Source organism: Burkholderia territorii, from assembly GCF_902833055.1.
GTDB lineage: Bacteria > Pseudomonadota > Gammaproteobacteria > Burkholderiales > Burkholderiaceae > Burkholderia > Burkholderia territorii.
In genome coordinates, this window is record NZ_CADFEJ010000010.1 from 72,285 (window position 1) to 92,276 (window position 19,992).

The 19,992-nt window shown below is 68.2% G+C and carries 23 protein-coding genes and 1 pseudogene; 14 read left to right on the forward strand and 10 right to left on the reverse strand.

Going from position 1 to position 19,992, the window contains the following annotated elements; all coding sequences use genetic code 11:
• The first annotated feature begins 38 nt into the window (after positions 1 to 38).
• Genes HW466_RS18460 through HW466_RS18475 form a run of 4 tightly spaced genes read left to right on the forward strand, consistent with a single transcriptional unit; the run spans position 39 to position 2,906 of the window.
• On the forward strand, positions 39 to 416 hold the full coding sequence (locus tag HW466_RS18460; protein WP_059452081.1) for a hypothetical protein: 378 nt from the start codon (positions 39 to 41) through the stop codon (positions 414 to 416).
• Between the two features lie 8 nt (positions 417 to 424).
• Positions 425 to 949, forward strand: a complete 525-nt coding sequence (locus HW466_RS18465; protein WP_059950047.1) for a nuclear transport factor 2 family protein — start codon at positions 425 to 427, stop codon at positions 947 to 949.
• 32 nt (positions 950 to 981) lie between these two features.
• Complete coding sequence (locus HW466_RS18470; protein WP_174905509.1) at positions 982 to 2,106, forward strand: amidase; 1,125 nt, start codon at positions 982 to 984, stop codon at positions 2,104 to 2,106.
• Between the two features lie 56 nt (positions 2,107 to 2,162).
• On the forward strand, positions 2,163 to 2,906 hold the full coding sequence (locus HW466_RS18475; protein ID WP_151006569.1) for an SDR family NAD(P)-dependent oxidoreductase: 744 nt from the start codon (positions 2,163 to 2,165) through the stop codon (positions 2,904 to 2,906).
• A 101-nt stretch (positions 2,907 to 3,007) separates the two neighbouring features.
• Here HW466_RS18475 and HW466_RS18480 read toward each other — a convergent pair whose 3' ends face one another.
• The gene (locus HW466_RS18480) at positions 3,008 to 3,640 is read right to left on the reverse strand and encodes a response regulator transcription factor (protein ID WP_059452078.1); all 633 of its coding nucleotides are present in this window, start codon (positions 3,638 to 3,640) and stop codon (positions 3,008 to 3,010) included.
• Positions 3,641 to 3,966: 326 nt separating this feature from the next.
• Between HW466_RS18480 and hpaC the strand changes: the two genes are divergently transcribed.
• Positions 3,967 to 4,512: a 4-hydroxyphenylacetate 3-monooxygenase, reductase component gene (gene hpaC / locus HW466_RS18485; protein WP_151006568.1), complete on the forward strand. Its 546-nt coding sequence runs from the start codon at positions 3,967 to 3,969 to the stop codon at positions 4,510 to 4,512.
• 53 nt (positions 4,513 to 4,565) lie between these two features.
• Here hpaC and HW466_RS18490 read toward each other — a convergent pair whose 3' ends face one another.
• Positions 4,566 to 5,816 (reverse strand): YbfB/YjiJ family MFS transporter, encoded by a 1,251-nt coding sequence (locus HW466_RS18490; RefSeq protein ID WP_151006252.1) that lies wholly within the window; start codon positions 5,814 to 5,816, stop codon positions 4,566 to 4,568.
• 43 nt (positions 5,817 to 5,859) lie between these two features.
• On the opposite strand from HW466_RS18490, the gene HW466_RS18495 reads away from it, so the two are divergent.
• The 3 genes from HW466_RS18495 (at position 5,860) to HW466_RS18500 (ending at position 7,453) form a co-directional block, all read left to right on the forward strand.
• Complete coding sequence (locus HW466_RS18495; protein WP_151006253.1) at positions 5,860 to 6,213, forward strand: hypothetical protein; 354 nt, start codon at positions 5,860 to 5,862, stop codon at positions 6,211 to 6,213.
• Between the two features lie 105 nt (positions 6,214 to 6,318).
• A complete protein-coding gene (locus HW466_RS32115; protein ID WP_059452075.1) occupies positions 6,319 to 6,441 on the forward strand; it encodes a hypothetical protein in 123 nt (40 codons plus the stop codon).
• A 58-nt stretch (positions 6,442 to 6,499) separates the two neighbouring features.
• Positions 6,500 to 7,453, forward strand: a complete 954-nt coding sequence (locus tag HW466_RS18500; protein ID WP_151006254.1) for a CgnE/CgnB domain-containing protein — start codon at positions 6,500 to 6,502, stop codon at positions 7,451 to 7,453.
• Positions 7,454 to 7,460: 7 nt separating this feature from the next.
• Here HW466_RS18500 and HW466_RS18505 read toward each other — a convergent pair whose 3' ends face one another.
• The gene (locus HW466_RS18505) at positions 7,461 to 7,970 is read right to left on the reverse strand and encodes a GNAT family N-acetyltransferase (RefSeq protein ID WP_059503878.1); all 510 of its coding nucleotides are present in this window, start codon (positions 7,968 to 7,970) and stop codon (positions 7,461 to 7,463) included.
• Between the two features lie 249 nt (positions 7,971 to 8,219).
• Positions 8,220 to 8,366 (reverse strand): hypothetical protein, encoded by a 147-nt coding sequence (locus HW466_RS18510; protein WP_155623907.1) that lies wholly within the window; start codon positions 8,364 to 8,366, stop codon positions 8,220 to 8,222.
• A gap of 30 nt (positions 8,367 to 8,396) precedes the next feature.
• Here HW466_RS18510 and HW466_RS18515 point away from each other — a divergent pair, with 30 nt between their 5' ends.
• Both HW466_RS18515 and HW466_RS18520 read left to right on the forward strand, forming a co-directional pair.
• The gene (locus tag HW466_RS18515) at positions 8,397 to 8,729 is read left to right on the forward strand and encodes a type II toxin-antitoxin system RelE/ParE family toxin (RefSeq protein ID WP_059793403.1); all 333 of its coding nucleotides are present in this window, start codon (positions 8,397 to 8,399) and stop codon (positions 8,727 to 8,729) included.
• Positions 8,726 to 9,055, forward strand: a complete 330-nt coding sequence (locus HW466_RS18520; RefSeq protein ID WP_059452071.1) for an addiction module antidote protein — start codon at positions 8,726 to 8,728, stop codon at positions 9,053 to 9,055. Before HW466_RS18515 ends, HW466_RS18520 begins: the two co-directional genes overlap by 4 nt.
• 33 nt (positions 9,056 to 9,088) lie before the next feature.
• Here HW466_RS18520 and HW466_RS18525 read toward each other — a convergent pair whose 3' ends face one another.
• Positions 9,089 to 11,107 (reverse strand): VTT domain-containing protein, encoded by a 2,019-nt coding sequence (locus HW466_RS18525; protein ID WP_174905508.1) that lies wholly within the window; start codon positions 11,105 to 11,107, stop codon positions 9,089 to 9,091.
• A gap of 98 nt (positions 11,108 to 11,205) precedes the next feature.
• Complete coding sequence (locus HW466_RS18530; protein WP_151004714.1) at positions 11,206 to 11,658, reverse strand: hypothetical protein; 453 nt, start codon at positions 11,656 to 11,658, stop codon at positions 11,206 to 11,208.
• A gap of 314 nt (positions 11,659 to 11,972) precedes the next feature.
• Here HW466_RS18530 and HW466_RS18535 point away from each other — a divergent pair, with 314 nt between their 5' ends.
• Together HW466_RS18535 and HW466_RS18540 are read left to right on the forward strand one after the other, a co-directional pair.
• The gene (locus tag HW466_RS18535) at positions 11,973 to 12,620 is read left to right on the forward strand and encodes a response regulator (RefSeq protein ID WP_151004716.1); all 648 of its coding nucleotides are present in this window, start codon (positions 11,973 to 11,975) and stop codon (positions 12,618 to 12,620) included.
• Positions 12,617 to 14,416 (forward strand): sensor histidine kinase, encoded by a 1,800-nt coding sequence (locus HW466_RS18540; RefSeq protein WP_059452067.1) that lies wholly within the window; start codon positions 12,617 to 12,619, stop codon positions 14,414 to 14,416. The genes HW466_RS18535 and HW466_RS18540 overlap by 4 nt, the downstream gene beginning before the upstream one ends.
• Positions 14,417 to 14,447: 31 nt before the next feature.
• On the opposite strand, the pseudogene HW466_RS18545 reads toward HW466_RS18540, so the two are convergent.
• The 4 genes and pseudogenes from HW466_RS18545 to HW466_RS18560 form a co-directional block, all read right to left on the reverse strand.
• Positions 14,448 to 14,746, reverse strand: a pseudogene (locus HW466_RS18545) (type II toxin-antitoxin system RelE/ParE family toxin).
• Positions 14,743 to 15,018, reverse strand: coding sequence for a YlcI/YnfO family protein (locus tag HW466_RS18550; protein WP_059452065.1), 276 nt, complete (start codon positions 15,016 to 15,018; stop codon positions 14,743 to 14,745). Before HW466_RS18550 ends, HW466_RS18545 begins: the two are co-directional and overlap by 4 nt.
• Positions 15,019 to 15,116: 98 nt before the next feature.
• Positions 15,117 to 16,427 (reverse strand): MFS transporter, encoded by a 1,311-nt coding sequence (locus HW466_RS18555; protein ID WP_059452064.1) that lies wholly within the window; start codon positions 16,425 to 16,427, stop codon positions 15,117 to 15,119.
• 113 nt (positions 16,428 to 16,540) lie between these two features.
• A complete protein-coding gene (locus tag HW466_RS18560; protein ID WP_069229099.1) occupies positions 16,541 to 17,557 on the reverse strand; it encodes an ABC transporter substrate-binding protein in 1,017 nt (338 codons plus the stop codon).
• 245 nt (positions 17,558 to 17,802) lie between these two features.
• On the opposite strand from HW466_RS18560, the gene HW466_RS18565 reads away from it, so the two are divergent.
• Both HW466_RS18565 and HW466_RS18570 read left to right on the forward strand, forming a co-directional pair.
• Positions 17,803 to 18,468, forward strand: a complete 666-nt coding sequence (locus HW466_RS18565; protein WP_059542907.1) for a response regulator transcription factor — start codon at positions 17,803 to 17,805, stop codon at positions 18,466 to 18,468.
• Positions 18,455 to 19,876: a sensor histidine kinase gene (locus tag HW466_RS18570; protein ID WP_059949895.1), complete on the forward strand. Its 1,422-nt coding sequence runs from the start codon at positions 18,455 to 18,457 to the stop codon at positions 19,874 to 19,876. The genes HW466_RS18565 and HW466_RS18570 overlap by 14 nt, the downstream gene beginning before the upstream one ends.
• Positions 19,877 to 19,992: the final 116 nt, after the last annotated feature.

A 19,992-nucleotide genomic window follows, 5' to 3' on the forward strand; every position in this document is an offset into this window, starting at 1 on the left:
TTCGATCCCGCTCAACGCATTCTTCAGGAGAACATCCGATGTCCGAAACCAATCCGTTGCCGCTGCGCGTGCTGTTCTGCTGCGGCGTGTCGCAGAACTTCTTCGACCTGCCACGCGAGAAGATCGGCGAAGTGTGGCAAGCGTACGGCGCGATGCTCGCCGCGATCGAAGCCATGCCCGGCGTACGCGTGCTCGGCGTGATGGATGACGACCGCCTCGTCGTCGGCCAGGCCGACGGCGCGCCGTGGACGTTCTACATCATGGCCGACGTCGCCGACTTCGACACGACGGTCGCCGTGTGCAACCTGTATCGCACGACGCCCGTCGGCGAATACAACCTGTGGCGCTACGGCAAGATCGAGGCGCGCGTCGGCCGTGCGCTGACCGTGCCCCCGGCCGCGAAGCCCGCAGCGTGACGCAGATCATGACCGGCCCCGATTCGACACGCACGATCGAAGCGCTCGCGCAGCGCGTCGCAACGCTCGACGCCGAACGCGCTGTGCGCGCGACGATCACGCGCTACATGGCGCTGTGCGACGTGCCCGAGGACGCGGGCGACGGCCCGGCGCTCGCCGCGCTGTTCACCGGCGACGCGGTATGGGAAGGCATCGGCCCGCAATACGCGCGCAAGTTCGGCCGACTCGAAGGCACCGACGCGATCGTCGCGATGCTGCGCCGTTACCTGCCGCCTGATCCGCATTTCGCGGCGAACCTGCATTTCCTGACGTCGGAGTCGATCGATGTCGACGTCGGCCACGCAACCGCGCGCGGCCGCTGGATCATGCTGCAGGCGTCGCGCTACGCGGACGGCACGGCCGAGCTGATCGCCGCGCGACTGACGATTGACTTCACGCGTGCCGACGACGGCTCGACGTGGCTGATCCGCCATTTCCGCACCGAACGCGTGCTCGACGGCCCATGGCCGCTCGCTGCCGCGCCACGGCTCTGAACCCTATCACGCGCTCGTACGCCATCGCATCCATGACAGGCTTCATCGATACATTCACGCTGGGCGGGCCCGGTCCGACGATCGCAATCAAGGACACGATCGACATCGCCGGCCATCCGACCCGTGCGGCGAGCCGCGCGCTCGCCGACACGCCGCCCGCCGAGCAGCACGCGGACGTCGTCCGTCTGCTGCTCGACGCCGGCTGGCAGATCGCCGGCAAGGCGAACATGCACGAGCTCGCGTTCGGCATGACCGGCATCAACGACTACACGGGCACGCCGGTCAACCCGCAGGATCCGACACGCATTCCGGGCGGCTCGTCGAGCGGCTCCGCATCGCTCGTCGGGCTCGGCGCGGTCGACGCCGCGCTCGGCACCGATACCGGCGGCTCGATTCGCGGGCCCGCCGCATGCTGCGGCGTGGTCGGCATGAAGCCGACGTTCGGTCGCGTATCGCGGCGCGGTGTCGCGCCGGCCGTGACGACGCTCGACTGCGTCGGGCCGTTCGCGCGCGACGTGCGCACGCTCGCGGCCGTGATGGCCGCGATCGCGCCGGGTTTCGAACGCACCGGCGCCGCCGGGTCCACGTCCGGCTGTACGATCGCGCGCGTGATCGTCGACGCCGATCCGGCGATCGTCGCCGCGCTCGACGCCGCGATCGGCGCATCGGGCCTGCGCGCACACGACGTCGTGCTCGATGAAATGCCCGACGCGTTCACCGCGGGGCTTGCGGTCATCAACGCGGAAACGTTCCGCGCGTTCGGCCATCTCGTCGAAACCGGGAAGCTCGGCGCGGATCTCGATGCGCGGCTGCGCATGGCGGCGACGACGACGCCGGCCGCGCTCGCGCAAGCCGAAGCCGTGCGTAGTCGCTTCACCGCGCAGGTCGACGCCGTGCTCGAACGCGCGGACGTGCTGGTGCTGCCGACGCTGCCCGCGCTGCCGATCACGCTCGCGCAGGCGCGCGACGGCGTATCGGTCATTGCGATGTCGTCGCTGATCCGCCCGTTCAACCTGAGCGGCCATCCGGCGCTCAGCCTGCCGCTGCCGCTCGCGGGTACGCCGCTGAAGGCCGCGCTGCAGATCGTCGGGCGCAACGGCGCCGACGAACAGGTGTGCGCGGTCGCCGCGCACTTCGAGGCGGCACTCGCCGCATGAACCACGATGCGCGCGCCGCTTCGGCAGCGCATCCGCGAACCAGGGAATCACGCACCATGTCAGACCGAGTCGTCCTCGTCACCGGCGCCGCGCGCGGGCTCGGCGCCGTCATTGCCGAACGCTTTCATGCGGCCGGCTATCGCGTCGCACTGGCCGACATCGCCGTCGATGCCATTCATGCACATGCGCGCGATCTCGATCCGGGCGGCGAACGCGCGATCGCGCTGCCGCTGGACGTCACGTCGAAGCGCGATTTCGAGGCCGCGCGCGATGCGCTCGTCGCACGCTGGGGCGCAATCGACGTGCTCGTGAACAACGCCGGCGCATCGAAAGTCGTGCCCGCGATGGAGATCACGGCCGAGCAGTTCGACCACGTGATCGACGTGAACCTGCGCAGCGTGCTGTTCGGTTGCCAGGTGTTCGGCCAGTACTTCGCGATGCGCGGCGCGGGACGCATCGTCAACATCGCATCGCTCGCCGGGCAGAACGGCGGCTCGGCGACGGGTGCGCACTATGCGGCCGCGAAAGGCGGCACGCTGACGCTCACCAAGGTGTTCGCGCGCGATCTCGCCGCGCATGGCGTGACCGTCAACGCAATCTCGCCGGGACCGCTCGATTTGCCGATCGTCCATGAAAGCGTCGCGCCGGAGAAGCTGCGGCAAGTGCTCGCGAGCCTGCCGGGCGGCAAGCTCGGCTCCGCGAGCTTCGTCGCCGATGCGGCGGTGTTGCTCGCATCGGGCGACGCATATTTCGCGAACGGAGCGTGCTGGGACATCAACGGCGGGCTGTACATGCGTTGAATGGCGGCAGGCAACGACCACGCGCGCGCCGCCGGTGCCGCGCTGCGTGCCGGTGCGCGATGTGCGATGTGGCTCACATCCTTCGCCAGTCGCCCGCGCCACTAACGCAGCGGTTCGTCGCCGTCGCCCCACACGACCATCACGTCGCGCACGAGCGCCGCGATCGAGGTCGCGCCGAGTTTCTCCTTGATGCTCGCGCGATGCACGTCGACGGTCTTCACGCTGATCGACAGGTCCGACGCGATCTGTTTGCTGCCCTTTCCGTCGACGACGCCGCGCAGCACTTCCTTCTCGCGCGCGGTCAGCGCATCGAGCCGGTGGCGCAGCTCGCGGTGACGCTGGTCGACCGCGTGCCGCTGCTGCGCGAGCCGCAGCGCGCGTTGCACGCGCTCGAGCATCTGCTGCGAGTTGTACGGCTTCTCGACGAAATCGATCGCGCCATTCTGCAGCGCGCGCACCGACATCGGAATGTCGCCGTGTCCGCTGACGAAGATCACCGGCAACGTCGCGCCGCGCGCATTCAGTTCCGCCTGCACATCGAACCCGCTCTTCTCCGGCATCCGCACGTCGAGCACGAGGCATGCCGGCAGGTTCACGTCGAAGCGCCCGAGAAAATCGGCGGCATTCGCGAACCCTTCGGACGCGATGCCGACCGATTCGAGCAACCATGCGAGCGACGTGCGCATGCCGCTGTCATCGTCGACGATGTATACGATCGGATTGGGTGACGTCATCGGGGTGTCTCGCAAGATATCGGTATCGCACGCGCGGCATCCGGGGCCGGCGTCGTTTGTCGGGGATGTGCGGCACATCATAACGAGCCGAAAATGCGCTGAATACCCTTTTGAGTCCCGGACGAACACGGCAATCGCATTTTTTCGCGCGCCGTGCCGCGCATCTAGGTAGAACCTTTAGACGCGTTGGCGGGAACGCCAGCCGCGCCATCAATCTTGCGAATGGTCGTCGGCTTTTTCGCGACGTACGCTGGGGTCACCGTCGACGTTTACGTGCCGCATCGACCGCGCGCACAGTCGTCGCCTTCATCCATCCAGGAACGCCCATGTCCGCAACGATCGATAACCCGCAACCGGCGCGCGGAGCACCCGCCGACGCGCAAAAGGCCTTCCGCCAGGCAATGGCCCACCTCGGCGCGGCTGTCAACGTGATTACCACCGCAGGGCCGCACGGCCGCTGCGGGATCACCGCGAGCGCTGCATGTTCCGTCACCGACACGCCGCCGACACTGCTCGTTTGCCTGAACCGGTCCAGCGCGATGCACGCGATCTTCGAGCGCAACCGGCACGTGTGCATCAACGTGCTGCCGGCCGAGCACGAACTGCTCGCGCGTCATTTCGCGGGAATGACGGAACTGCCGATGGAGCGCCGCTTCGAGCTGCCGGTATGGGATCGCGGCGAACGGGACGTGCCCGTGCTGCGCGATGCGCTCGCGAGCCTGCAGGGAACGATCGCCGAGATGAAGGAAGTCGGCTCGCATTCGGTGATGTTCATCGAGGCGACGTCGATCCGTGTGCGTGACGACGGCGACAGCCTCATCTACTTCAGCCGTGCGTTCCATCGCGTATCGCGCACGGCCTGCGTGCGATAACCGTCACGGTGCGTTGCCGCGCGCGGCTCGCGCGAGCGCACGCCCGCGCGGTGCTACGCGGGCGCCCGCAACGCACGCTGTCCCGCCGCGAGCGCCGCGCCGGCGAACAGCGTCAGCGCCGAATAGACGAGCCCGCGCGCGAGCCCCGCGCTGTCGGACACCCAGCCGATCGCGACAGGCCCGGCGATCTGCCCGAACGCGAAGATCGTCGTGAACGCGCTGATGCCCTTCGCCCAGCCTTCCGGCTGCAGGTTGTGACGCACGAACGCGGTCGTCGACGCGACCGCCGACAGGAACGTCGCGCCGAACAGCACGCCCGATGCGAACGCGGCCGCCGGATGCACGAACAGCGCGGGCATCAGCGTCGCCACGCCGAGCAACGCATTGAGCATGGCGAGCGCCTGGCCGCCGCGCATCCGGTCGAGCAGCGCCGACCACAGCCGTGCCGACACGACGGTCGCGACGCCGAGCATCACGTAGAACGCGGACACGACCGCGCCGCTCATCCCCGCGCCCCGCAGCAGCGCGACGATGAACGTCATGTAGCCGATATAGCCGACGCCGAACAGCCCGTAGCCCGCGAGCGCGAGTGCGAAGCGCGCGGGGCTCGTGCTCGCCACAGGCGCCGCACCGTCGCGCCGCACGGCCGCTGCCGCGTGCGCATGCTCGATGCGACGTGCCGCCGCCACCGCGATCGCCGAGAACAGCACGCACGCGAATGCGAGCGCGAACCATGCCGGTTGCCAGCCGTGCGCCCGGTGCACGAGCGTCGCGGGCACGAGCAGCGACGACGCGACGATGCCCCATCCCGTGCCGCCGTAATAAAGCCCGAGCAGCAGCCCCGCATCGCGCGGCGACGCGGACGCGAGCCGCGCGGCCAGCACGCCGCCGCTGATGAAGATCAGTGCACTGCCGATGCCGGTCGCGAGCCGCTCGACGAGCAGCACGTTCATGCCGGACGTGAGCCCGCATGCGGCCATCAACATCGCGGTCAGCGCGCAGCCGGCGGCGAGCAGCGAGCCGCTGCGCCAGCGGCGCGACAGGAACGGGAAAACGAGTGCGCCGATCAGGTAGCCGGCCGCGTTGGCCGTGTTCAGCGCGCCGGCCCGCGCGAAGGTCCAGCCGAGATCGGCCTTCATCGGCGGCAGTAGCAATGCATACGAGAAGCGCGCGAGGCCGAGCGCGATCGCGCTGCCGAGCGACAGGCCGATCGCAAGCCGCCATGCGGCCATCCGGTCGGGGTCGGTGGCGCGTGCATCCGGCCGTGCTCGGCCGGCGTGCTCCGGTTGCGGCGCTGCGCGCATCGCGTGTCTCCATCGTGGTTCGATTCGTGCCGCCGGGACGGCGGTGCGCGCACGGCTGCGGCCCGCACGCGATGTCGTCAGATGGTGCCAGAAAATCGTCACCGCCGCCGAAGCCGGCCCGTCGACGGCTGGCCGACCGTCCGCATGGACGCTGGCCGCGCGCCGCGCAACGTTCGTGAATGGTGAAAATCGAAATGATCGACGCGATTGCACGCGCAATTCAAATAAATCACCAAATCAATTCATCATTAACGGCCTCGATATTCAAAAAATAACCGATGCTCTTCTCGCCCCGATTTATTCGCCTTCATTGCGCGATCCGCGTCGAACCCGCTTGTTTAGCACACCGCAGCTAAAAACGAATCAACGCATTGCATTCGCGAAATCGTCAGACTAATATCGACGCCACTCGTCCGGCATTCACGAAATTCCTGACGAGTGGCGGTCATTCCTTTACCGCGCTTCATGTTGAATCGCTCATGTTCACCACAGGAGAATTGACATGCAGGAAACCACGCAGATCGAATTGCTTGACTGGATGCAGGAAGATACGCACCCCGAGGCCGTCGACATGATGGTCGAGGACGCCGTGGTGCCGTTCGGCACCGCGCTCTGGCCGGTCTGAGCGGCCAGCCCGTTCCCGCGGAGGGGCTACGGCCCCTCCGCCGCTTCCGGAGACACGCATGCGGAACCTGCACCGCGCGCTCGGCCATCACCCGGCGCTGCGCGACAAGCTCGCTCGCGGCGAAACGGGCAAACTGCTGGTCGGCTACGACACCCGCAATCGCGACGTCGCGTTGCGCGCGTTTTCCGCCTTGCCCGACGCGTTCGACGCGACGACCCTCTGCCTCGAAACCACCCCGCCCGACGACATCGCCGCCGCCCTTGCGCGCGCGGATCTGTTCGTACTGCTGTACGACTCGTCGTGCTTGCCGACACCGTCGCCGAGCGGCCCGCCGTTCCTGGCCGCGATTCGCCCCGCGATCGTCGAGCACTGGAGCAAGTCGGTGCTGTTCAAGGATTACGGCCCGCATCTCGACGAAGCGTTCGCCGAATCGCTCGACGACATCGCCGCGCGCAACGGCCGGCTGATCGAAGCGGCCGCGCGCGCGTCGCGGATCCACTTCATCGACGAAGCCGGCAACACGCTCACCGGCTCGCTTTCGCCGGACCAGAAATGGACGAGCGTGGACGGGATGGGCAATCTCGACGTCGTGCCAGGCGAGATCGCGACGCACGTCACCGACCTGCACGGGTCGATCGTGTTCAGCGGCACGTTCCTCGGCACCGTGCCGTTCGCGATCAAGTACCGCGTGACGGAGCGGCTCGCGACGCTGCACGTCGAAGACAGCCAGATCGTCGATTTCGACAGCGACGACGCGGGCTTCCGGCGCGACTTCGCGTCGTACCTCGACCGGCATGACAATCACCGGCGCATCGAGGAGTTCGGCATCGGCACCAACCTTGGCATCCGCGCGCTGTACGGCCGCAACGCCGGGTTCGAGGAGCGCCATCCGGGCCTGCATCTCGGCCTCGGCGGCGGCGCGAACGGCAGCCACCACCTCGACCTGATCTTCGCGCGCGGCACGCTCGCGTTCGACGAGCGGATCGTGTTCGACGGCGCGTTCGCCGTCTGACTTTCGATCAGGCCTCGGCGGCCGCGGTGTCGCCGAGCCACTTGTACATCACGAAGCAGTCGACGAAGCCGAGCCGCGCGTGGCGATACGCGCGCGGCAAGCGGCCGACGATCTCGAAGCCGAGCTTCTGCCACAGCGCGACCGCCACCTCGTTCGTCGCGACCACCGAATTGAACTGCATCGCGAGAAAACCGCGTTCGCGCGCGACCTGCTGCGAGTGCTCGCACATCATTCGCGCGACGCCCTTGCCGCGCGCAGCCTCGCCGACCATATACCCGCAGTTGCAGACGTGATTGCCGGGCCCGGCCGCGTTGGCCTTCAGGTAGTACGAGCCGAGCAGCACGCCATCCTCCTCGGCGACCCACGTGCAGAGCGGCGCGTCGAGCCACAGCGCGCGAGCGGCCTCCTGCGTCGCCGCCGGATCGAATGCGTAGGTTTCCTGCGCGGTGACGATCGCGTGGTACGTGGGCCAGAAGCGGGGGAAGTCGTCTTCGGTCATCGGGCGAAGCGTGATCATGCAGGTCCTTTCGAGTCGAGGGATCGAGGCGGCATCGCGACGGTAGCGCAGCGAGCCGTGCGTATCGCGCGATGGTGCCAGAAACGAGCGGACCATGTCGCTCCATTCAAGGGCTGCCGACAAGATTGCCGCGCTCGCCCGGGCATGCGCGGGCGGCGCACGCGCTGCACGCCAGCGAGATCGGCCGTTCGGTCGAATCGCCATCGCTCGTGCCGAATGAAAGAATGATCTTCGTTCGGAAAGCCGGCCTCAATGCCCGATATACCGCGCCTCACAGGCACCGGACACATTCTCGTGCCGCGCCTTCACGTCGCGCTTCGGCTCGATCCGGTAGTCGGCCAGCGAACGTCTTGCTTCATCAACCGCACCCGGCAGATCAGCCGACCACGTCGACATCTCTACCCACCATGTAACTTATAAGCTACAATGCTCTCCAGGTTCGAACTCCTTCGCTATCAGCGCGACGACGGTCGCGAGCCTTTCACCGAATGGCTGAACGCCGTGCGCGACAAGGTCGTCCAGGCGCGGATACGCGAGCGCCTGCGTCGCGTACAGACCGGAAATTTCGGCGATTGCGAGCCCGTCGGCGAAGGTGTGATGGAACTGCGCATCCATGTCGGTGCCGGCTATCGCGTGTACTTCGGCCGGTACGGTAGCGCGCTCGTGCTGCTGTTGTCCGGTGGCGACAAGCACGGCCAACCCGATGACATCAGGAATGCGAAGGAATACTGGTCGACCTGGAAACGGAGGCAAGCATGAACAAGGTCAAAGGCGCGGTATCGCACCACGACGCGGAAGTCGCCGAACTCGGCGCCGACCGCGAGCTCGCGGTGGCCTATCTGCGCGTCGCGATGGAATCGCTCGACGATCCTGACAACCGCGCGGCCGCGCTGCTCGCGCTGCGCACCGTCGCGGAAGCCTACGGCGGGCTCGGCGCGGTCGCGGCCGAAGCCGGCATCAGCCGCGAATCGCTGTATCGCACGCTGTCGCCCAACGGCAACCCGACACTGAAAACCCTGCTCGCAGTACTCAAGACGGTCGGGCTGCGCCTGTCGGTCGTCCCCGCGCAAGCGGCGCACGCCTGACACGCTGCACACGCTGCACACGCTACACACGCTTCAAGGCTGCACCATCCACACGAGCAGCACCGCGGCCGGTGCCGCGCGCATCCCCGCCGGCGGCCGCTCGACCGTCGGCTCGACCCGTAGCGCCTGCGCAATCGTCGCCGCATCGTCGACGGTCGTCGTGCGCACGATCGTCATCAGCCGCGCGGGCCGATGCAGCGTCTCGCGATACAGCGCGCCGTACCACAGCGGCCGCATGCCGAGCGCATCCTGCAGCACGTACGGATAACGCCACAGCCGCAGTACGAGGCGGCTGTCCGGATGGGCCGGATCGACACGCACGAACACCCGGCGCGGGCTCTCGCCCTGCGTGTAGCGCGGCAGCACCGGCAGCGCATCGGCCGGCGCCTGCGGCAGCAACCAGCGCAGTGCCGTGGCGGGCGACCACGGCGTCGCGCGCTGCCAGCCGGCCAGCGCAAGATGGCGATCGAGCGTGTCCGACGTCGCGCACCATTGCAGCGGCAGATATTCCTCGCGATCGCCACCGATCTCGGTGCGCCGCGTCGGCACGCGCTGCCACCCGCCACGCATCCACTGATCGACGGACATCGCGACGACGTCGCCCACGTGCGGACGCGCCGCGCGATCGAGCTGCCATTGCGCGGGCACGGTCCAGACGCCGGCCGTCGCGAGCACGACGAGCACCGCGACCAGCGCGCCGCGCGGCTGCACATGCTCGCGCACGCGCCAGTACGAATAGGTGCCCGCCAGCATCGCGAACCACGCGAGCCCGAGGCTCCAGCCGCCGAGCAGGCCCGACAACCACGTTTCGCCGACGTACAGCCGCGCGAAACCGCCGAGCACGATCCACAGCACGACCGCCGTCACGACCGGGATGCGCCAGAGCGCGGGCCGGTCGCGCGTCAGCACCCAGCCGATGCCGCTGCTCGCGAGCATCGCGAACGCCGCATCGGCGTCGGGCAGCGGCACGTGCGGCGCGCCGGGCGGCAGGCTCGCGGGCATCGTGCCGGGCGGGCCGGCACCGAACACCGGCACGAGCACGACCGCGATGCCGACCGTCGCCAGCCACCATGCGGACGTCAGCCAGCAGCGATGGATCATCAGCCACACGAGAAACGCAGCCGCGACGATCAGCCCGGTATCGTGCCCGTGCAGCACCGCGAGCGCGCGCATCGCGGCATCCACCGGCGGCGTGTGCAGGCGCTGCAGGACCGCGTACAGCGCAACGTCGGCATGCATCAGCGGATCGTTGGCGACGACGTCCTGCACGATGCCGGCAAACAGCCACACGCAACCGACGAACAGCAGCGCGAACACGGGCACCGCGCCCGGCAGGCGGCGCACACGCACGAGCGTGTCGTGCAGCCGCGCGCCGAGTCGCGGCCAGCGGCGCAAGCACGCGTACATGGCCGCGACGAGCACGCGGCACAGCAGCGGCCAGCCGCGCCGCAACGCGACGCGCACGCCGATCCACACGAGCGCGACCAGCGCCGCGACAACCAGCAGGATCGCGGCGACCCGCACGCTGATCGCGGCAGCCAGCGCCGCCGACGCGCCGAACAGGATGCCCGGCGCGACGTGCACCGGCGCCCAGACCAGCGCCGACACGATATTGACGGGGTAGAACGATCGGCGCGGCAGCGTCGCGCACCCGACCACCACCGGCACGACCGCGCGCACCGGCGCCAGGAAGCGTGCGAGCACGATGCTCTTGATGCCGTGGCGCAGCACGAACTGCTCGCCGCGCGCATAGGCATCCGCATAGCCCAGCCGAACCCAGCCGTTTCGGATCGCGCCACGGTAGCGGCGTCCGAGCTCGTAGCTGATTCCGTCGCCGACGACCGCGCCGGCGGCCGCGACGCCGATCGCCGTCCAGGCGTCGAGCGCGCCTGCGCCGATCAGCGTGCCGGCCGCGAACATCACGGCACCGGCCGGCACGACCGTGCCGATCAACGCGATCGCCTCCGCGCAAGCGGTGGCGAACACGATCGCCAGCACCAGCGCCGGGTGCGCGCCGATCGCGCCGAGCCATGCGTGGATCGTGTCGCTCATCGCGGGCCGCGCGGCGTGGCGGCGCGACGGGTCTGCACCGGGCCGGCGATGGCGTGGGGAAGGTTCATCGGAATGCGTGCTCGCGTCGGCCGGTGGCGTCAGTCGAACTCGTGCTGTCGCGCGTCGGCCTCGAGCGGCGCGTCGTGGTAGCCGACGGTCGCGATCTCGTGCAGATAGCGTGCGAGAAACGCGCCGATCGACCCGGCCTCCTCGTACTGATGCACATGGCGGAATTCATGCGTGAGCAGGCGGCGCGTATCGTGGCCGCGCAGCACGAACACCGCATGGCCCAGCGTGAGGCCGATGGTCCCCGGCGACAGCAGCCCGGTGTCCCGCGCAATCGCGCCCAGCGCCGGCGCGTCGGGGAACGGCAGCCGGTCGTCGACCACGACGCGGATCCGCTCCGGTTGCGCGACGCCGACGATACGTGCGTCGTGCGCCTGCGCGGGTGTCAGCGGCACGCCCGTGGCGAGCCCGTGGGCCGCCTGCGCGTCGGCCCATGCGACGGCGTCGGGCAACGCGGACGACAGGATGCGGGCAAGATCGATCATCGTGGCGGCTCCTCGGGTCTCGACGGGGCAATCGGGCACCAGTTACCAGTTTATCCCTGAATCACGAAGGTCCGCGACGCACTCCGTCCGCCCGACCGTGACGATTCCTCGGGAATACCCTCCCCGTCCGCCTCTACCGCCCGTGCCATTTCGCGACGATTATTTCGCTTCAGCACACATTCGACACCCGGATGTCTCAAAAATGTCCCTGAGGCGCACCATTTCCCGTTGTGGCGGCATATATTGATCAGAAGAACCGCCGCGGCGACAACCGGCAGAGCGGCCCGCGGCGTCATCCCGAAGAGGACCGCTAGATGATCAGGGTAATTCTGGCTGACGATCACGCAGTCATGCGAGACGGACTGCGCTACATCCTGGAAACGGCCGGCGGTTTCGAAATCGTCGGCGAGGCGAGCGACGGCGCGACCACGCTCGCGCTGGCCGAGCAGCGTGCGGCCGACGTGTTGCTGCTCGACCTGTCGATGCCCGCGCCGACCGGTATCGAATTGATCCGGCTGGTCAGGACGCGGGCGCCATCCCTGCGCATGCTGGTGCTGACGATGCATGCGGAAACGCAATACGCGGCGCGCACGTTCAAGGCCGGCGCGACCGGCTTCCTGACCAAGGACAGCGCGACCGCCGAACTCGTGGAGGCGGTCACCAAGGTCGCGGCCGGGGGCGTGTACGTGAGCGCGTCGGCGGCCGAAAGCCTCGCACGCACGATGCGCGCGCCGTCCGAAATGCTGCCGCACGAACGGTTGTCCGAGCGCGAGCTCGACGTGATGCGCCGCATCGTCGCGGGCCAGACGGTCACGCGGATCGCGGCCGACCTCACGCTGAGCGCGAAGACGGTCAGCACCTACAAGACCCGCATCCTCGAGAAGATGGAGCTGCCGCACGAAGCCGCGCTGGTGCGCTACGCGATGCGCCACGATCTCGACTTCGGCGTCGACGACGCATGATGCCCGCGTTCCGCTTCCGCGCGGCCACGGCCGATCACGACGACGACGTGTCGGAGCCGTCGCGCCTGTTCATGTCGTCGCTGCCGCCCGAGCGGCGCGAGCGGCGGCTCGCGATCGCGACGGTCGTCGTGTCGGCCGTGATCTTCATCGCCCTCGCGCCGTTCGCGGGCATGCCGCTTGCCCGCGTGTGGGGCTTCATTCCCGTGTACCAGTCGGCGATCGTCGTCAACGACATGGTCACGGCCGGCCTCCTGCTCGGCCAGTACGCGATCCTGCGCGAGAAATCGCTGCTCGCGCTCGCCAGCGGCTACCTGTTCACGGGCTTCATGGCCGGCACGCACATGCTGACCTTTCCGGGGCTGTTCACGCCGACGGGCCTGCTCGGCGCGGGCGAACAGACGACCGCGTGGCTCTATCTGTTCTGGCACGGCGGCTTTCCGCTGGCGGTCGCCGCATACGCACTGCTGCGCGCGGCGCCGCGCGCGCAACAGCCGTCGCTCGAGCAGCGCCGTGCCGCGATTCCGCTGCTGCTCTGCATCGTCCTGACGGCCGGCGCCACCGTCGCGCTCGCGGTGCTCGCGACCGTCGGCCACGACCTGCTTCCGCGCATCATGCAGGGCAACCGGATGGCCTCGGCGATGACGAATGCGATCGCGGTCGTCTGGGCGCTCAACCTTGCCGCGCTCGTGCTGATGTGGCGGCAGCGGCGCCGCCATTCCGTGCTGGACCTGTGGGTGATGATCGTGCTCGTCGCGTGGCTGTTCGACATCGCGCTGTCGTCGATGCTCAACCATGGACGCTTCGACCTGGGCTTCTACGCCGGTCGGACCTACGGCCTCGTCGCATCGGCCGTCGTGCTGTTCGCGCTGCTGTTCGAAAACGGCCGACTGCATGCGCAGACGGTGCGCGCGCTGGCCGGCGCGCGCTATCAGCACCTGCTCGTCGTGCAGAAGAGCGCGCAGCTCAACGAGGCGAACGAGCGGCTCGAGCAGCGCGTCGCGGCCCGTACCGCGCAGTTGAGCGCATCGAACCGCGACCTGCGGCGCGAGGTGGAGGAGCGCGTGCGCGCGGAGCGGGCGCTGCAGGCGTCGCGCGAGGAACTGCGCGAGATCGCGGCGATCAGCGCGAGCGCACGCGAGGCGGAACAGCGCCGCATCGCGCGCGAACTGCACGACGAACTCGCGCAAACGCTCGCGACGCTGAAGAACGATCTCGAATGGCTGCTCGACCGCGTGCCGCAGGACGATGCGCCGCTGGCGCGCAAGATCGCGGCAATGCACGGGCTTGCGCGTGGCGCGGTCACGGCCACACGACGCATCGCGTCGGACCTGCGACCGCTGATGCTCGACGATCTCGGTTTCGCGGCGGCGATGCAATGGCTCGTGGAGGATTTCCGGCACCGTCACGGCATGGCCTGCACGCTGCATGTCGAGCCGGGCGAATTGCAGCTCGACGAACCTTATGCGACGGCCGTGTTCCGCATTGCGCAGGAGGCGCTCGCGAACGTCGCGCGGCACGCGGCCGCGTCGAGCGCGACGGTGGCGCTCGTTTATCGTGACGAGACGATCGCGCTGACGATTCGAGACGACGGCGCGGGATTCGATCCCGGCGCACCGCGCAAGTCGGGATCGTTCGGGCTGGTCGGTTTGCGCGAGCGTGCGTATCTCGTTGGCGGCACGTTGCGGATCGATACGACGCTCGGCGAAGGGACGACGGTGGAGGTCGATATTCCGGTGGCGGCTGCGCATGTGGCGATTGCGCATGACACACGAGGAGTGTCGCGGACCCAGGGGTGAGGGCGCAGCGTCGGGAACCGGCTGAGCGGGATCAGTGGTAGTCCTCTTCTCGCTGATGCCGAACGGTTAGGATTGTGACTTGATCTACGCTTTCGATCTCGAACAACAACACATAGCCTGACGCGCCGAACGACACGATCAGTTCGCGCAAAAACGGATTGTTCTCATCGATCTTGCGGCACGAAAACGAAAACAATCGCAGCATGGCGACGCCTCGTCCGATCGCTTCCGACGCTCTCGCTGCCGCTTCCACGTCACGTTCGAGCAGGTATCGATACAGCGCATCAAGTCTTCACGCGCCGCGCGCGTATATCTGACCTGATAGCTCAATCGGCCGCCTTCTTCGAACGAGCCGCTTCCAGCATGCTTTCCAGTTCACGCTGAACATCCGCGGCATCGACGTATTCGCCCGTGCGTCTCGCCTCGTCGCGCGACGCCAAACCTCGTGCGACAAATTCGCGCTGCAAGCGTCGCCGTACTATGCCATCGCGCAGCGCTGATTCCATGAACGCTGACAGCGTCTCGTTTTCCGCCAGTACCGATTCTGCGTCTTCCCGTAACTGCGGATCAACTCGCAGCGCAGGCATCGTGGCCGTTTTCATCGCATTCTCCATGCATTACATATGCAATGCATACTCGCACATCCCTCCGATCAACGACAGTTGCCCATTCGGGCTGGCCACGGCCGTAGCGCCATCGCTCACGCCTGCGCGGCCACCATCCCCCGCTCCGAGCGCGTCCACGCAACCAGCGCGCCGATCCCGAGCAGCGCGAGGCACACGATCGGCACGATCATCGGCCCGAACGCAGTGCCCGTCACCTTGCCCGCGAACGGCATCAGGTTCTGGCTGAAGAAGCCGCCGAGGTTGCCGATCGAATTGATCGCCGCAACGCTCGCCGCCGCGCGCGCGCCGGTGAAGTAGCGCGGCGGCATCGACCAGAAGCACGGATACAGCAGCGGAATGCACGCGCCGCCGAGCACGAGCGCGATGAAGCGCAGCGGCGTCGACGGCAGCACGAGGCTCAGCAGGAAGCCGAGCGCGCCGAGCGCGGCGACGATCGCGATCGTGCGCAGGATGCTCTTCGCGCGACGCAACTTCGACGGCAGCCACAGCAGCAGCAGCACCGCGAGCGCCCACGGCAGCATGCTCAGCAGGCCGTTCGTGCTGCTCGAAACGCCGAACGATTTGACGAGCGTCGGCAGCCAGTACGTGACGCCGTACAACGACGTCGACATCAGCATGTAGGTTGCAGCGAACAGCATCACGCGCGGATCGAGCAGCGCCTTCCACGGCTGCGCATGTTCGGCCTGCGCCGGCTTCTCGCGCTCGAGCGCGGCCGCGACGATCTGCTTCTCGCGTTCGTCGAGGAACGGCGCATCGCGGAACGACGCCGGCAGCACGCGGAACACGACGATCGCGACGACCACGGCCGGGATGCCCGTCGCCACGAACACCCACTGCCATCCCGCGAGCCCCCAGACGCCGTTCAGGCTCAGCAGCACGCCGCCGACCAGCGAGCCGAGCATGTTCGCGAGCGCGCTGCCGAGCGTGAAGATGCCGAGCACCTTCGCGCGGTAGCTTTGCGGAAACCACAGCGTCAGGTAATAGATCACGCCCGGATAGAAGCCGGCCTCCGCGATCCCGAGCAGGAAGCGCAGCGAACAGAATGCGGGCATCGACGTCGTGAAGCCCATCAGCACGGTGATGAGGCCCCACGTCAGCATGATCCGCGCGAGCCATACACGTGCGCCGTAGCGATGCAGCGCGAGCGTGCTCGGCACCTCGAACAGCAGGTAGCCGATGAAGAACAACGACGACGCGAGACCGAACGCGGCCTCGGTCATGCCGAGGCTGTGCACCATCTGCAGCTTCGCGAAGCCGACGTTCTGCCGGTCGATGAACGCGATCAGGAACATCACGACGAGAATGGGCAGCAGGCGCCGCGCCATTTTCGACATGATGCGCCGCTCTTCGGCGGACGCGGGGTCCAGGGTTTCGGTGGTGTTCACTGCGGGCTCCTCCGTGAATCGGTTGCTTGTCGGTTGAATCGGCGCCGCGCGCGATGCACGCGCGGGCGCGGGGTTGTTCGATGAAATCGCGGTCCGGGAACGGACGGCGGCACTCAGCCGGTTCGGTAATCGTCGAGCATCGGCGCGAACATCTCGTGCCACGCGCGCGGCTTCGCCTTGATCGTGCCGGCGAGATACAGGAATTCGACGTAGTCCATCAGCTGGTTCGGCCGCACCGAGAAACGCGTGTCCGGCGCGGCGAGCATCCGCATCACGTCGTCGTGCGACACGCCGACACCCGACGAGGCCGCATACAGCGCGGCCGCCGCGCGCGGATCCTGCGCGATCAGACGGTTCGCTTCGTCGAGTGCGCCGAGAAACGCCGCGGCCAGCGCGGGCTCCGTATCGACGAGCCGCTTCGGCGCGAACACGACATCGAGCGTCAGCGGGCCGAGCACGTCGACCGAATTCACGACGCGATGAATGCCCGGCTGGCGCAACTCGAGCGTCGAGAACGGCGGTGACGTGAAGTGCGCGGTGACGCCGTTCTCGCGGCGAATCAGCGCCTGCATCGCCTGCGGATGCGGCAGATTCACGGTGATCGAATCGAGCTGCGCGAAGTGCGTCGCGCCGAGTTGCCGGCTCGCGACCATCTGCAGCACGACCGCCGACAGCGACGTGCGGATGCCCGGCACGGCGATCCGGTCGGCCGGCGTGAAGTCGCGCAGCGACGCGAGGCCCGGCCGATTCGCATTGAGCGACAGCGACGTCGTGGACAATCCGCTGATGCCGATCACCTCGACGTTCGGGATCCCGCGCGCCCGCGCCCACAGCTCGATGAAGCCCGGCGCGCCGGCGCCCGCGAAATCGAGCGTACCGGCCATCATCGCGTCGTTGACGGAATTGCCGCCGTCGAGCAGCACCCAGTCGACCGCGACCTCGCGCAGGCCATGCCGCACCGCGTGCCGCTCGAACAGCCGCTGTTTCTCCATCACGAGCAGCGGCAGGTACAACACGCCATAACCTTTCGAGATCCGCACCGTGCGCGGCTTCGCGCGCACCAGCGTCGGTGCGGCGAGCATGCCGAGGCCGGCTGCGAGCAACGCGCGGCGACGCGGCGACGCGATCATGCGCATGCCCGCGTGCCGGGCGCGGCGAGCACCGCGAACGAGAAGGCGGCCACCCGCGTCGGGCTTCGCCGTGGAATCGGCCGCGCCTTCGTCGTGCCCGTGACATGCTGCATGTTGCCGTCTCCTCTGGTATTAATGCCGTCATCGCTCGTTCCGGCTCAACACAGGTTATCGAGCGAGTCTGAGAAAATGCTGACATCCCGCCCCCGGGGAAACCCCTAACTCATCTACCTGCAAACGGCACCATGCGCATTCTCGTCGTGGAGGACGATGCCGAAATCGGCGCGGCGATCCACAGCCGCCTCGCGCGGCTCGGCCATGCCGTCGATCTCGAAACCGACGGCTCGATCGCGAACGGCTTGCTGCGCGTCGAGCGCTTCGACCTCGTCGTGCTCGATGCGAACCTGCCCGGCCTCGACGGCTTCTCCGTGCTGCGCAACCTGCGCGCATCGGGCAGCACGACGCCGGTGCTGCTCGTCACCGCGCGCTCCGCGATCGACGACCGCGTGAGCGGCCTCGGCCTCGGCGCCGACGACTATCTCGTGAAGCCGTTCGACTACCGCGAACTCGATGCGCGCGTGCAGGCGCTGCTGCGCCGCAACAGCGGCCACGCGAACGACGTGCTGACGCTCGGCGGCCTCGTGATCGACCGCAGCAGCCGTCTCGCCGAACTCGACGGCCAGCCGCTGTCGCTGTCGCGCCAGGAGTTCGCGCTGCTCGAGATTCTCGCGAGCCGCCCACAGCGGATCTTCTCCAAGGACGAACTGCTGAACCAGTTGTTCAGCTTCGGCAACGAGCCGACCGCGAACGCGGTCGAGCAATACGTGACGCGCGTGCGCAAGAAGCTGCACGGCAGCACGGTCGAGATTCGCACCGCGCGCGGGATGGGGTATCAGATTGCCGCGCATTGACTGGTTCCCGAAGACGCTGTTCGGGCGCACGCTGCTTTTCATCGCGCTCGTCGTCGCGACCGGCGCGCTCGCGCTTGCCGCGATCGCGCGCTACTACGCGGGGGTCGCGGCCGAGCGCGCATACGACCAGTTGCTCGCCGGCGCCTCGATCCAGGTCGCGGAAAACCTGTACGTACAGGGCGGCGTGCTGGCGCTGAACCCGCCCGTCGCCGCGCTGTCGACGCTGTCGCGCTACGACCTCGTCTACTACAAGGTCGTCGATTCGCGCGGCGTCGTCGTGGCCGGCTACAACGATCTCGCAAGCCCCGCGACGCTCGCCGCCGCGAAACAAGGGCCGGCGTTCGCGAACGCCGTCTACCAGGGTCACCGGATCCGCACCGCCACCATCGCGCGCTACATGCCCGAGGAGAGCACGCCGGGCTGGGCGCTCGTCACCGTTGCGCAGACAACCAATGCGCGGCAGCAGCTGACGAACGACATGAGCATCAAGGTGTGGACGCTGATCCTGCTGATGAGCGTGCTCGCGATCGGGGCGAGCGGCCTGGCGATCCGGCGCGGGCTGCGCCCGCTCGCGCAGATCGGCACGATCATCGCCGCGCGCGACCCGGCCGATCTGCGGCCGGTGGCCGTCGACACGCCAAGCGAGATCGACGCGATCATCGGATCGATCAACGGACTGATGCGCCGCCTCGCCGAGCGGATCAACGCGATGCAGCGCTTCATCGCCGACGCCGCGCACCAGATGCGCACGCCGCTCGCGCGCCTCGACGCGCAGATCGAATTGCTCGACGGTGAAGCCGATCCCGCGCGTCATGCGGCGCGGCTCGACGCGCTGCGCGCGACCTGCTCGGACGTCGGCCGCCTCACCGGGCAGTTGCTCAATCATGCGATGGTGATCCATCGTACCGAGGTCGTGCCGCTGCAACCCGTCGACCTCGTCGCACTCGCGAAGGACGTGCTCGGCCGCTCGATTCCGCTCGCAGGCGCGCGCGACGTGGCCGTCGCGTTCGCGAGCGACGCGCCGCATGCGTGGATCGACGGCGATGCGATCAGTCTGCAGGAGGCGTTGTCGAACGTGCTGCACAACGCGTTGCTGCATGGGCATGCGGACGACATCGTCGTGTCGGTCGCCAGCGCGGGCAACGTGGATCGTGCGGTGACGCTGACCGTCACCGACAACGGGCAGGGAATTCCACGCGAGCATTGGGACGCGGCGCTGCAGCCGTTCGTGCGGATTGCGCCGGACGGCAGCGAGCGCCGCACGGGATCGGGGCTCGGGCTCGCGATCGTGCGGGAAGTGATGAAGGCGCACGGCGGACGCGTCGGGTTCGCGTTTCCCGATGCGGGCGGGTTCGCGGTGGTGCTGACGTTCCCGCAGGCAGCGACGAAGCGCGCGGGCGAAGCTTAGGGAACCGTACGATCTTATGCACGCGCCATCGAGCGCCGCATGACGACAGACGCGCGGCCGTCGCTGTCGCCGTCGTCATCGGCAATGCGCTGCGCGCGTCGCCGCAGCAACCGCTC

Excerpts from the sequence above, each read along its gene's own strand:
- HW466_RS18460 (WP_059452081.1), top strand. The coding sequence starts at position 39 with ATGTCCGAAACCAATCCGTTGCCGCTGCGCGTGCTGTTCTGCTGCGGC.
- HW466_RS18465 (WP_059950047.1), top strand. The coding sequence starts at position 425 with ATGACCGGCCCCGATTCGACACGCACGATCGAAGCGCTCGCGCAGCGC.
- HW466_RS18470 (WP_174905509.1), top strand. The coding sequence starts at position 982 with ATGACAGGCTTCATCGATACATTCACGCTGGGCGGGCCCGGTCCGACG.
- HW466_RS18475 (WP_151006569.1), top strand. The coding sequence starts at position 2,163 with ATGTCAGACCGAGTCGTCCTCGTCACCGGCGCCGCGCGCGGGCTCGGC.
- HW466_RS18480 (WP_059452078.1), bottom strand. The coding sequence starts at position 3,640 with ATGACGTCACCCAATCCGATCGTATACATCGTCGACGATGACAGCGGC.
- hpaC (WP_151006568.1), top strand. The coding sequence starts at position 3,967 with ATGTCCGCAACGATCGATAACCCGCAACCGGCGCGCGGAGCACCCGCC.
- HW466_RS18490 (WP_151006252.1), bottom strand. The coding sequence starts at position 5,816 with ATGCGCGCAGCGCCGCAACCGGAGCACGCCGGCCGAGCACGGCCGGAT.
- HW466_RS32115 (WP_059452075.1), top strand. The coding sequence starts at position 6,319 with ATGCAGGAAACCACGCAGATCGAATTGCTTGACTGGATGCAGGAAGAT.
- HW466_RS18500 (WP_151006254.1), top strand. The coding sequence starts at position 6,500 with ATGCGGAACCTGCACCGCGCGCTCGGCCATCACCCGGCGCTGCGCGAC.
- HW466_RS18505 (WP_059503878.1), bottom strand. The coding sequence starts at position 7,970 with ATGATCACGCTTCGCCCGATGACCGAAGACGACTTCCCCCGCTTCTGG.
- HW466_RS18510 (WP_155623907.1), bottom strand. The coding sequence starts at position 8,366 with ATGTCGACGTGGTCGGCTGATCTGCCGGGTGCGGTTGATGAAGCAAGA.
- HW466_RS18515 (WP_059793403.1), top strand. The coding sequence starts at position 8,397 with ATGCTCTCCAGGTTCGAACTCCTTCGCTATCAGCGCGACGACGGTCGC.
- HW466_RS18520 (WP_059452071.1), top strand. The coding sequence starts at position 8,726 with ATGAACAAGGTCAAAGGCGCGGTATCGCACCACGACGCGGAAGTCGCC.
- HW466_RS18525 (WP_174905508.1), bottom strand. The coding sequence starts at position 11,107 with ATGAGCGACACGATCCACGCATGGCTCGGCGCGATCGGCGCGCACCCG.
- HW466_RS18530 (WP_151004714.1), bottom strand. The coding sequence starts at position 11,658 with ATGATCGATCTTGCCCGCATCCTGTCGTCCGCGTTGCCCGACGCCGTC.
- HW466_RS18535 (WP_151004716.1), top strand. The coding sequence starts at position 11,973 with ATGATCAGGGTAATTCTGGCTGACGATCACGCAGTCATGCGAGACGGA.
- HW466_RS18540 (WP_059452067.1), top strand. The coding sequence starts at position 12,617 with ATGATGCCCGCGTTCCGCTTCCGCGCGGCCACGGCCGATCACGACGAC.
- HW466_RS18550 (WP_059452065.1), bottom strand. The coding sequence starts at position 15,018 with ATGAAAACGGCCACGATGCCTGCGCTGCGAGTTGATCCGCAGTTACGG.
- HW466_RS18560 (WP_069229099.1), bottom strand. The coding sequence starts at position 17,557 with ATGATCGCGTCGCCGCGTCGCCGCGCGTTGCTCGCAGCCGGCCTCGGC.
- HW466_RS18565 (WP_059542907.1), top strand. The coding sequence starts at position 17,803 with ATGCGCATTCTCGTCGTGGAGGACGATGCCGAAATCGGCGCGGCGATC.